This is a genomic window from Pseudocitrobacter cyperus (assembly GCF_039889165.1).
Classification (GTDB): domain Bacteria; phylum Pseudomonadota; class Gammaproteobacteria; order Enterobacterales; family Enterobacteriaceae; genus Pseudocitrobacter; species Pseudocitrobacter cyperus.
Genome location: NZ_JAYMYY010000005.1, coordinates 73,062 through 84,733, shown reverse-complemented (window position 1 = coordinate 84,733; position 11,672 = coordinate 73,062). Strand labels below are relative to the sequence as shown.

At 55.9% G+C, this 11,672-nt stretch carries 10 protein-coding genes; 7 read left to right on the top strand and 3 right to left on the bottom strand.

All coding sequences use genetic code 11. The features are described from left to right. The 6 genes from VSR74_RS16285 to VSR74_RS16260 all read left to right on the top strand — a co-directional run bounded on the left by VSR74_RS16285 (position 1) and on the right by VSR74_RS16260 (position 6,520). Entirely contained in the window at positions 1 to 1,383 is a 1,383-nt protein-coding gene (locus tag VSR74_RS16285) for a TolC family protein (protein WP_347795684.1), read from the top strand. Between the two features lie 102 nt (positions 1,384 to 1,485). After that, entirely contained in the window at positions 1,486 to 2,640 is a 1,155-nt protein-coding gene (locus VSR74_RS16280) for a multidrug effflux MFS transporter (protein ID WP_347795683.1), read from the top strand. 159 nt (positions 2,641 to 2,799) lie between these two features. Beyond that, positions 2,800 to 3,702, top strand: a complete 903-nt coding sequence (gene murQ, locus VSR74_RS16275; RefSeq protein ID WP_347795682.1) for an N-acetylmuramic acid 6-phosphate etherase — start codon at positions 2,800 to 2,802, stop codon at positions 3,700 to 3,702. A gap of 21 nt (positions 3,703 to 3,723) precedes the next feature. Continuing rightward, positions 3,724 to 5,157, top strand: coding sequence for a PTS N-acetylmuramic acid transporter subunit IIBC (murP, locus tag VSR74_RS16270; RefSeq protein WP_347795681.1), 1,434 nt, complete (start codon positions 3,724 to 3,726; stop codon positions 5,155 to 5,157). An 87-nt stretch (positions 5,158 to 5,244) separates the two neighbouring features. After that, the gene (locus VSR74_RS16265; RefSeq protein WP_347795680.1) at positions 5,245 to 6,156 is read left to right on the top strand and encodes a carboxylate/amino acid/amine transporter; all 912 of its coding nucleotides are present in this window, start codon (positions 5,245 to 5,247) and stop codon (positions 6,154 to 6,156) included. 64 nt (positions 6,157 to 6,220) lie between these two features. Then, entirely contained in the window at positions 6,221 to 6,520 is a 300-nt protein-coding gene (locus VSR74_RS16260) for a YicS family protein (RefSeq protein ID WP_347795679.1), read from the top strand. A 43-nt stretch (positions 6,521 to 6,563) separates the two neighbouring features. Here VSR74_RS16260 and nepI read toward each other — a convergent pair whose 3' ends face one another. After that, positions 6,564 to 7,748, bottom strand: a complete 1,185-nt coding sequence (nepI, locus tag VSR74_RS16255) for a purine ribonucleoside efflux pump NepI (protein ID WP_347795678.1) — start codon at positions 7,746 to 7,748, stop codon at positions 6,564 to 6,566. Between the two features lie 131 nt (positions 7,749 to 7,879). Beyond that, a complete protein-coding gene (locus tag VSR74_RS16250) occupies positions 7,880 to 9,214 on the bottom strand; it encodes an NCS2 family permease (RefSeq protein WP_347795951.1) in 1,335 nt (444 codons plus the stop codon). A gap of 189 nt (positions 9,215 to 9,403) precedes the next feature. Here VSR74_RS16250 and adeD point away from each other — a divergent pair, with 189 nt between their 5' ends. Continuing rightward, entirely contained in the window at positions 9,404 to 11,170 is a 1,767-nt protein-coding gene (gene adeD, locus VSR74_RS16245; RefSeq protein ID WP_347795677.1) for an adenine deaminase, read from the top strand. Between the two features lie 15 nt (positions 11,171 to 11,185). On the opposite strand, the gene VSR74_RS16240 is transcribed toward adeD, so the two are convergent. After that, positions 11,186 to 11,638: a DUF1198 family protein gene (locus tag VSR74_RS16240; RefSeq protein WP_347795676.1), complete on the bottom strand. Its 453-nt coding sequence runs from the start codon at positions 11,636 to 11,638 to the stop codon at positions 11,186 to 11,188. Positions 11,639 to 11,672 lie beyond the last annotated feature (34 nt).

Below are 11,672 nucleotides of genomic sequence, written 5' to 3'. Positions count from 1 at the left end.
ATGTTTCGTCTTTCTGTTTTATTTATTGCCTTCCTGAGCGTCGGCTGTGTGTCACTCGATCCAAACTATCAACGACCCGACGCTCCCATTCCGGCGACACTGCCGGGTACGCAGGGTCAGGCGACGGCGGTAATTGGCAACTGGCAGCAGGTGGTAAAAGATGCTCGCCTGAACAAAGTGGTGAGCATGGCATTGACCAGTAACCGCGATGTACAAAAGGCGATTGCTGATATCGATGCCGCCCGCGCTCAGTATGGTGAAACACGCGCGTCGCTCTTCCCGACGGTCGATGCTGAGTTAAGCGGCAGCCGTAGTCGCACCACGACCACGGGCATCAGCACCACTGCACAGGCGGATGGTGCGGTCTCCAGCTTCGAACTGGATCTGTTTGGCCGTAATCAGAGCCTTTCCCGCGCCGCGCGCGAGACCTGGCTTGCCAGCGAATACACCGCGCAGAATACGCGTCTGACCATGATTTCCGAACTCACCACCGCGTGGGTAACGCTCGCCGCCGATAACAGTAATCTGGCGCTGGCGCAGCAGACGATGAACAGCGCGGCGGATTCGCTGAAGATAGTGAAACGCCAGATGGTAGTGGGCACTGCCGCCGCGACGGATGTCAGTTCCGCGATGAGCGTGTATCAGCAGGCGCGCGCCAGCGTTGCCAGTTATCAGACGCTGGTGATGCAGGATAAAAACGCCATTAACCTGCTCGCCGGGCAAACGGTGCCGGATTCATTGCTGCCGGGAACGCTGGAAAGCTTAGGCGACAACACCATCACGCTGGTGCCTGCGGGAGTCTCCTCTTCCGTGCTACTCAACCGCCCGGATATTCAGGAGGCTGAACATAACCTGCTGACGGCTAACGCCAATATCGGCGCGGCGCGCGCAAACTTCTTCCCGACAATTTCCCTGACCGCCAGCGCAGGCGTGGGCAGCGACTCGCTCTCCTCACTGTTCAGCCATGGCATGAAAGTGTGGTCATTTGCACCGTCCATCACCCTGCCGCTGTTTACCGGCGGCAGCAATATGGCGCAGCTTCGCTATGCAGAAGCGGAGAAAAAAGGGCTGATTGCGACTTATGAAAAAACCATTCAGAGCGCATTTAAAGATGTCGCCGATGCGCTGGCTCGCCGTCAGACATTGAGTGAAGAACTGGATGCCCAGCGCCAGTATGTCGCCGCCGAACAGCAGACGCTGGATATTGCGATGAAGCGCTATCAGGCGGGGAGCAGCGATTATCTGACGGTGCTGACCGCCCAGCGCACACTGTGGTCGGCGCAGCAGTCGTTGATTGCACTGCAACAGACCGAGCTGGATAACCGCATTACGTTGTGGCAATCGCTGGGAGGTGGGGCCACCCTCACCCCGCCCTCTCCATGAGGGAAAGGGCGAAAAGCAACACCGTGCACAGTCGGTTCCCTCTCCCTTCGGGAGAGGGTTAGGGTGAGGGGTGCCCCCACACAATCACAAAAAGGAGCTTCTATGTCGCGCATCGCCCCCTCATGGGTGCTGACGCTGGGCCTGCTGACTGCCATCGGCCCACTCTGTACTGACTTTTACCTTCCCGCGCTGCCGGAAATCACCGACCAGCTTCGTGCGAGCGGCACGCAAACGCAGCTTTCTTTAACGGCCGCGTTAATCGGTCTTGGCCTCGGCCAGCTTTTCTTCGGCCCGCTAAGCGACCGTATTGGCCGCAAAAAACCGCTGGCGCTGTCGTTGCTGCTGTTCATCTTCTCTTCCGCGATGTGTGCGATGACTCAGGATATTCACCTGCTGATCGGCTGGCGCTTCTTACAGGGCTTCGCCGGGGCGGGCGGTTCTGTACTGTCGCGATCCATCGCCCGTGACCGCTATCAGGGCGCGATGCTGACGCAATTTTTCGCCCTGCTGATGACCGTCAACGGTATTGCGCCTGTGCTCTCGCCGGTGCTTGGCGGCTATATCATCACCGCCTTCGACTGGCGCACTCTTTTCTGGTGTATGGCGGGGATCGGCGTGCTTCTGCTGCTGTTAAGCCTGGCGGTGCTGCATGAAACGCTGCCCGCGAAAAGCGCCGTCACTGGCCAACAAACACGTAATACGCCGCTGCTGAAAAACCGCCGCTTCCTGCGCTACTGCCTGATTCAGGCCTTTATGATGGCCGGGCTGTTTTCGTACATCGGCTCTTCCTCGTTTGTGATTCAGAGCGAGTACGGCATGAGCGCCATGCAATTCAGCCTGCTGTTCGGCCTGAACGGCATTGGCCTGATTATCGCCGCACTGACTTTCTCGAAGCTTTCTCACCGCGTGGCCGCCGAAGTGCTGTTGCGTCGTGGGTTGCTGCTGGCGGTCGCCTGCGCGGGCATCACGCTGCTGCTGGCCTGGTTGCATCTTGCTATTCCGGCGCTGGTTGGCCTGTTCTTTACCGTCTCGTTTATGAGTGGGATCAGCACGGTATCCGGTTCTGAAGCGATGAGCGCGGTCAGCAGCGAGCAGTCTGGTACTGCGTCTGCGTTGATGGGCACGCTGATGTTCGTCTGTGGCGGCATTGCCGCGCCACTGGCCGGCCTGGGTGGCGAAACCATGCTCAAAATGAGTCTCGCCATGGCAATTTCCTACGCCATCGCCCTCTTCTTTTCTCTCTGCAAAGTCCGATAAAATTCACTGCGGTAATAAAATATTCCAAAGTTATTACCGCAGTAAGTCACAAACCATCTACATCCCCTCTTATTCGCCAGGTCTTAATCGTGATATCCTTCACACGGAAGGAATAAAAAATTCCTTATACTGGCCGCCATTGACGAATACGAGGCTTCTATGAGTATCGACCTGAGCAAACTGCTGACCGAGCGCCGCAACGCCAACAGCACCCATATTGACACCCTCTCTACCGAAGAGATGCTGGCGGTCATCAACCGCGAAGACCAGTTGGTTGCACATTCAATCACCCCCTACCTGCCGCAAATTGCCCAACTGGTTGACGCCGTTGCCGCGGCCTTGCAAAAAGGTGGGCGCCTGATTTACAGCGGCGCGGGTACCTCTGGCCGCCTCGGTATTCTCGACGCCAGCGAATGTCCTCCGACGTTCGGCACACGCCCTGAGCAGGTTGTCGGCCTGATTGCAGGCGGTCATAAAGCGATTCTCAGCGCTGTTGAAAACTCGGAAGATAACGTCGCCCAGGGCGCAGAAGACCTGAAAGCACTGAACTTTACGGCCAATGATGTACTGGTAGGTATCGCCGCCAGCGGGCGTACACCTTACGTGATTGGGGCAATGACCTACGCGAAAAGCGTGGGCGCACTGGTCGCCACTCTCACCTGCAACCCGCACGGAGAAATGGCGCAACTGGCGGATATCGCCATTACCCCGGTTGTCGGCCCGGAAGTGGTTACTGGCTCTACGCGCCTGAAAGCTGGTACCGCGCAAAAACTGGTGCTGAATATGATTACCACCGGCGCGATGATTCGCTGCGGCAAGGTCTACAGCAACCTGATGGTGGATGTGGAAGCCACCAACGCCAAACTGATTGAGCGCCAGGTGTCCATCGTGATGGAAGCCACCGAGTGTGACCGCGAAACCGCGGTTAATGCACTGAACGCCTGCCATCGCCACTGTAAAACCGCCATTGTGATGGTGCTGGCGAATCTCAGCGCTGACGAAGCGACTACCCTGTTGGCCGATAACAACGGCTACATCCGCAAGGCGCTACAGAACGGCTAATTCCTCCGGAGAATAAAGCGAATGGCGAAAATAAATAAAGAGATGATAGCCCGTCTCCTCTCCCTGGTGGGAGGAGCCGGAAACGTCGTTCAGGCCGGGAACTGTATGACCCGGCTACGCTTAACCCTGCGCAATGAAGATCAGGCCGATATCGCCAACATTCGTCAGGTGGAAGGCGTGCTGGGCGTGGTCGTCAGCGAAGAGCAGTTCCAGATTATCCTCGGCCCTGGCAGGGCGCAAACCGCCGCCGAGATGATGAACGACATGCTGGAAGAGACGCCAGCGTCTGAGCTCTCGCTCGCTGACGTTGCCAGCGCGCAGAAAAAAGCGCTGAAAGAGAAGCAAACCAGCGGGATTCAGAAATTTTTAGCGAAGTTCGCCACCATTTTTACCCCGCTGATCCCGGGTTTTATTGCCGTCGGTCTGCTGCTCGGTTTTGCTACGCTTGCAGAGCAGTTATTCGTGCTGAAGAGCGCCCATCCGAACGCGACGCTTATCGAAGTGATTAGCTATATGAAGGTTTTCAGCAAGGGGATGTTTACCTTCCTGAGTATCCTGATTGGCTACAACACGCAAAAAGCGTTCGGCGGCTCGGGCGTCAATGGGGCGATTATCGCCTCACTGTTCGTACTCGGTTATAGCCCTGAAGCGACCACCGGTTTCTATTCCGGGATGACCCACTTCTTCGGTCACGATATCGACCCGCGCGGCAGTATTATCGGCGTACTGATCGCTGCAATCTGCGGCGCATGGGTAGAAAAACGCGTGCGCAGCGTGATGCCTGCCAACCTCGATATGATCCTCACATCGGCCATCACATTGCTGATAATGGGCGCCGTCACCTTTGTGGTGATTATGCCGATCGGCGGTTATCTCTTTACGGGGATGTCCTGGCTGTTCCTGCACCTCAACGGTAATCCGTTCGGATCGGCGGTGCTGGCGGGGTTGTTCCTGTTAGCGGTGATGTTTGGTGTGCATCAGGGCTTCGTGCCGGTCTACTTCGCGCTGATGGATGCGCAGGGCTTTAACTCACTGTTCACCATTTTGTCGATGGCGGGCGCAGGCCAGGTGGGGGCGGCGCTGGCGCTCTACTTCCGCGCGAAACAGGGCGCGCTGCTGCGCACACAAATCAAAGGCGCGATCATTCCCGGTTTGCTGGGCGTGGGCGAACCCCTGATCTACGGCGTTACCCTGCCACGGATGAAACCCTTCATCACCGCCTGCTTTGGCGGCGCGTGCGGCGGTTTCTTTATCGGCCTGGTCGCGTGGATGGGTTTGCCCGTTGGCCTGAATACCGTGTTCGGCCCATCCGGCCTCGTGGCGCTGCCGCTGATGACCTCCAACAGCGGCATCTACGCCGGTATGGCCGTCTATGCTGCGGGTCTTGCCGTGGCTTACTTCTGCGGTTTCCTGCTCACCTGGCTTTTCGGCAGTAAAAATGTCGACCTCAGCTAATCCTCCGCCCCCGGCTCACGCTGGGGGCGACAATTTCTGCATGCTATGATGCCCGTCTGATAAAAATTAAGACGAGATCACAACAACATGGGTTCTACCAGAAGAGGGATGATGAACGTCCTTATCGCCGCCGTGCTGTGGGGAAGTTCAGGCGTATGCGCGCAGTACATCATGGAGCAGAGCCAGATGTCTTCGCCATTTTTGACCATGACGCGACTGCTGTTTGCGGGGCTGATTCTGCTGATGCTCTCTTTCGTCCATGGCGACCGCATCTTCCGCATTATGAAAAACCGCAAAGACGCGCTAAGCCTGCTTTTCTTCACCGTGGTAGGCGCACTGACGGTGCAACTCTCGTTTCTGATGACTATCGAGAAATCCAACGCCGCCACCGCGACGGTGCTGCAATTTCTTGCCCCGACCATCATTGTGGCCTGGTTCTCGCTGGTTCGTAAATCACGCCCCGGCGCGCTGGTGTTCGCAGCCATCGGCACCTCGCTGATTGGCACATTTTTGCTGGTGACGCACGGTAATCCGACATCACTGTCCATCTCCGGCGAAGCGCTGTTCTGGGGAGTGGTCTCAGCATTTACCGCGGCGTTCTACACCACCTATCCGTCGCAGCTTATTGCCCGCTACGGCACACTGCCGATTGTCGGCTGGAGCATGTTGATTGGCGGCGCGATACTGCTGCCGTTTTACGCAAACCAGGGTGAAAGCTTTACGCTTTCCGGCAACGTGGTACTGGCATTCTTCTACCTGGTGGTGATCGGTACGTCGCTCACCTTCAGCCTCTATCTGAAAGGCGCACAGATGATTGGTGGCCCACGCGCCAGCATCCTGAGCTGCGCCGAACCCCTGAGCAGTGCGTTTCTGTCTCTGCTGTTGCTCGGCATCACCTTCACCCTGCCGGACTGGCTCGGTACGTTGCTCATCCTCTCTTCAGTTATTCTGATTTCGCTGGATTCACGCCGTCGGAGTACGCCCGTTGAGAGTCATTAAACTGTCCACAACCGGCCATTGCACATATAGTTAAGAAGAATGGTTCAACGATAAGGATATGAGCATGAAAATGATTCCAGTGCTGTTTTCGCTGGCGACCTGTCTGGCCGCTTCTGGCGCAGCCTATGCTGAATCCCCGCTGGCAGGGCTAAAGTTTGAGCAACAAAAGCGTCAGGTGATTGAGGACGTGAAGAAAAACTGTACCCCGGCGGGTGCTATCACAGACGATCAGTTCGCCAACCTGGTGCTGGCGACGGAAGATAACCGTCTTCGTGTGCGGGAAGCCACGCTGGCGCTGGAGCGCAACGACGCAGAGCGTTACGCAGCAGCGGTGAAACAGGTGCAGTGCCCGAAAGCGGAGTAATTTTTGTCGGCCGGATACGCACAGCGCCATCCGGCAAACAGGGTTAACTCACTTTCACCTTAGTCGCCACCAGCATCGCAGTCAGCAACATCAGGCAGGCGGAAATCGCCAGCGGCGACAGTACACCAAAGTGATCCAGTGCAATACCGCCCAGCGCCGCCCCGCAGGTGTTGGCGAACTGGATCACCGCCACCTGGATTGAGCCCGCTTTTTCTGCCTGGTCTGAGAGCGATCGGGTGATCCATGTCGACCATCCCACCGGTACCAGCGCAAAAGCAAAGCCCCAGATGATTGCTACCGCTGATGCCACGACCGGAGAGTGCCCCCAGAAAATCAGCGCCAGCGCACTCAGCGTCAGGATAAAGGGCGCGCAGGCCAGGGTGCCTTTTACCGACCGTTTGAGGATGGCAGAAGAGAACGAGGTACCGATAAAGCTGGCGATCCCAAAACTCAACAGTACCAGGGTCAGGCCATCAACGCTGAACCCCGCCAGGGTCATATAAACGGGGCGTATGTAAGTGAAGAATGAGAACTGACCGACAAAGACCAGGAAGATGGCGCTCATCCCGGCCAACACCCCCGGACGCTTCAACAGACTGAACATATTTTGTTGCTGATGCGCCGCTTCGCCCGGCAGCGATGGCAATGCTTTGAAAACCCACACAATACAGAGCACCCCCATCAGCGCAGCGCCGTTAAATACATTTCGCCAGCCAATAATTCCGCCAAGAAAACTGCCGAGCGGCGCGGCGATCACCAGCGCAATCGACACCGCGCCAAAAATCACCGACAGCGCCTTTGGCACGACGCGCATAGGCACCAGACGAATGGTCAGCGACGCCGACATCGCCCAGAACCCGCCCAGCGCCAGTCCCAGGCATGCGCGCCCCAGCAGCAAGACGGTAAAGCTGTGGGCAAACGACACCAGCAGGCAGGAAAGCGTGAGCAGAATAGCGAACATCATCACTACATAGCGGCGATCGGTGCGCCCAATAACGTGTGTGATAAACAAACTGGAGAACATCGCCACGAAAGCGGTAGTCGTGACCGACTGACCCGCCAGACCTTCGGAGATACCGAGATCCTGCGCCATCGGCGTCAGCAGGCTGACGGGTAAAAACTCGACGGTAATCAGGCAGGCGACGCAAAAAGCCACCGCAAAAACCGCCGACCAGTTAGGGCGCGTCACGGGATCTTTAGGCTGTGGAGAAGAATGCAGTTCGGTCATAGGTCACCAGGCGTGAGTGTATATGCGGGGAAGTTGCGCAGTGTATCATCCTGAGTGTGACGTATTTAACGTTTTGACAACTTTTTTGTGTTGCCCGCTACCTGTTCGCAGCGGGCATTTTCACTTTTGGGTTAATCCACCAGTACGATTTTCAGGGCAAACAGCAGAGCCACCAGAATGACGCACAGGTTCAGATCGCGCCAGCGCCCGGTGAACAATTTCATGATGCAGTAGCTCATGAAACCCAGTGCGATCCCTTCGGTGATCGAGAAGGTAAACGGCATCATGACCGTGGTAATGAAAGCAGGTACAGACTCGGTAAAGTCATTCCAGTCAACGCGAACCAGGCTGGAGGTCATTAATACGCCGACAAAAATCAGCGCCCCGGCAGTGGCATAGCCCGGCACCATTTCCGCCAGCGGCGAAAAGAACATCACCAGCAGGAACAGTGCGCCAACCACCACCGCCGTCAGGCCAGTGCGCCCGCCCACCGACACGCCGGAGGTGCTTTCAATATAGGCCGTCACCGATGATGTGCCGATAAACGCGCCGACGACCGAACTCAGACTGTCGACATACAGCGCCTTTTTCATATTCGGAAATTTGCCGTCTTTATCTATTAACCCTGCTTTATCCGTTACACCAATTAATGTACCTGATGAATCGAAAAGGTTTATTAGCATAAAGGAAAATATAATTCCGCCGAGGCTCAACGACAATGCGCCTTTTAAATCTACCTCACCAATCACTCCGCCAATAGAAGGCGGTGTGGAATAGACGCCATTAAAATGCACATCACCAAAAAAAAGACCGCAGCAGGAGGTGATCACAATAGATACCAATACCGCCGCATGAAAGTTTTTCGAAGAAAGAACCGCGATAATAAAGAAGCCCACAATACCCAGCAGGACACTATGGGAACTTAAATCACCAATAGCGACCAGGGTATCTTTGTTAGCAACAATTACCCCGGCATTTTTTAAACCCATCATTGCGATAAATAAACCAATACCGCTGGTGATCCCGGTTCGTAAGCTAATGGGGATGTTGGCAATCATCCAGTAACGAATACGGAAAAGCGTTAACAGGAACAGACCTATCGCGCCCCAGAATATTGCGCCCATCCCCGTTTGCCAACTCACCCCCATCGCCCCCACGACCACAAAGGCAAAGAAGGCGTTAAGCCCCATGGCTGGCGCCAGCGCTACGGGCAGGTTAGCGATAAGCCCCATAGCAATACTGCCAATACCCGCAATCAGACAGGTGGTGCCGAAAACCACCTTCGTATCCATCTGCGCCGCGCCTAATATTTGCGGGTTAACAAATACGATATATACCATCGTTAAAAATGTCGTAAATCCGGCAATCACTTCAGTGCGTACCGAAGTGCCATGCTGGCTCATCTTAAAAAAACGCGTAAGAAAACCGACGTCATTCCTTGAACTCTCATTAATCTCATTGTTCATCATTATCACCCGTTGGCGAGAACATAAATATCAAATTAAAATCCCCTCTTTTTAAAACAAACACTCCACTTTATTCAGTGATAGCTATCACATTGCAAAATCCTGATAAAAGATAAACTTTTACCAATAACCAAAACGCTAAAGTGATAATAAATAAATCAATTTGATAAAATCATAATGAGAAAATAAATGAACACATCGATTACTCATAAATATCATGAAATTAGCCGTAAACAACGCCAGGAATTACTCGCAGTTTCTCGGGGAGAAGCCATTGCAGATTATATTATTGATAACGTCATCCTGCTCGATGTGATTAATGGCGGCGAAATGGCGGGCCCGATCGTTATCAAAGCAGGTTATATCGCCGGGGTTGGGCCGGAGTATCGCACCGCCGCCGCCCGGCAGCGCATCGATGCCCGGGGAGCCACCGCCGTTCCGGGCTTTATCGATGCGCATCTGCATATTGAATCCAGCATGATGACGCCCGTTACGTTTGAAACGGCGACGCTGCCGAGAGGGCTGACCACCGTGGTTTGCGACCCGCATGAGATAGTCAATGTGATGGGGGAAGAGGGTCTCGCCTGGTTCATTCGTTGCGCCGAACAGGCGCAGCAAAACCAGTATATTCAGGTCAGTTCCTGCGTTCCGGCGCTGGAAGGGAGCGATGTGAACGGCGCTGGCTTCACCCTTGAGCAAATGCTGCGCTGGCGCGATCATCCTCGGGTGACAGGGCTTGCGGAAGTCATGGATTATCCCGGCGTAATATCAGGCCAGGATGCGCTACTCGATAAACTGGACGCCTTTCGTCATTTGACCCTCGACGGACACTGCCCCGGGCTCGGCGGCAAGTCGCTGAACGCCTATATCGCCGCGGGCATTGAAAACTGCCATGAAAGCTACAGCCTGGAAGAGGGGCGTAGAAAGCTGCAACTCGGCATGGCCCTGATGATCCGCGAGGGTTCCGCCGCCCGTAATCTTAATGCGCTGGCGCCGCTGATCAATGAAAGCAATAGCCCGCAGTGCATGCTATGTACGGACGATCGCAACCCGTGGGAGATCGCCCATGAGGGGCATATTGATGCGCTGATCCGCCGCCTGATTGAACAGCATAACGTGCCGCTGCATATCGCCTACCGCGTCGCCAGTTGGTCTGCCGCCCGTCACTTTGGGCTTCACCACCTTGGCCTGCTGGCGCCGGGTAAACAAGCCGATATCGTGCTGCTTGACGATGCTCGCCAGGTCAGCGTCCAACAGGTATGGGTAAAAGGGCAGCCCATCAATAGCGAGACGCTGAAAGCCGAAGAGCCGGCCAGGCTGGAAAGAACCCGGCCGCCATATGGCAACACGGTTAGGCGCGCGCCGCTGGCGGCCGCCGACTTCAATCTGTCGTTTACGCCGGGGAAGCGCTATCGGGTCATCGATATCATTCCCAATGAGCTGATAACGAATGCAGGTGAATGCCTTTGCACCGGAGAAGGCTTCGACCGGGACGATATCTGCTATATCGCCGTGCTCGAACGCTATGGCCATCAACTTGCGCCCGCCTGCGGTCTGCTGGGGCGTTTTGGCCTGCAAAAAGGCGCGCTGGCGGCAACCGTTAGCCACGACAGCCATAACATCGTGGTCATTGGGCGCAGCGCAGAGGAGATGGCGCTGGCGGTCAATCAGGTGATTGCCGATGGCGGCGGCCTGTGCGTCGTTCACGACGAGCAGGTGCAAAGCCACCTTCCGCTGCCGGTTGCCGGGCTGATGAGTACCGATACGGCCCACGCTCTGGCGCAACAGATTGATGACTTAAAAGCCGCGGGCCGTGAGTGTGGAGCGCTTCCGGCAGAACCGTTTATCCAGATGGCGTTTTTATCGCTGCCGGTGATCCCCGCGCTGAAGCTCACCAGCATGGGGCTTTTTGACGGAGAGAAATTTGCCTTCACATCGCTGGAAGTAGCAGATTAACCCGCGAAGCAGGCATCAGTGGAGCCAGCGCACGACCTCTTCATCGTGGAACAGCGCGTTATAGCGAACCTGGAACGCATTCAGTTCCCCGGCGTTTGGCTCCAGTTCCCGCATAAACCCTAACGCCAGCCGCACCTGCGCATCGGTAATGGGTGCCGCCAGCCGCGATTTTTGCAGCAGGCGGTGCCAGCGATGCATGCTCTCTTCACTGCTGTCGACAATAAAGACCTGCCAGATCAACAGCATTTGCGCAGCATTTTGCAGATGCGCTTCGTTCGGGCGTTCAAGATAGTGCAGGTACTCATTACCGGGCACCTTTCCCAGTTGATCGATCATCGACTCAATCGGCATCGGCGTAATGCCCATGCGTTCACTTAAACGACGAATCGCCCGGCGCGGGCCGGATGTCATCACCCGGAATCCCACCACAAACACTACCACCAGCGTCGCCAGCATTATCCAGATCATGCGTCCTCACAGCGTCATTCAACCCCGACATCAT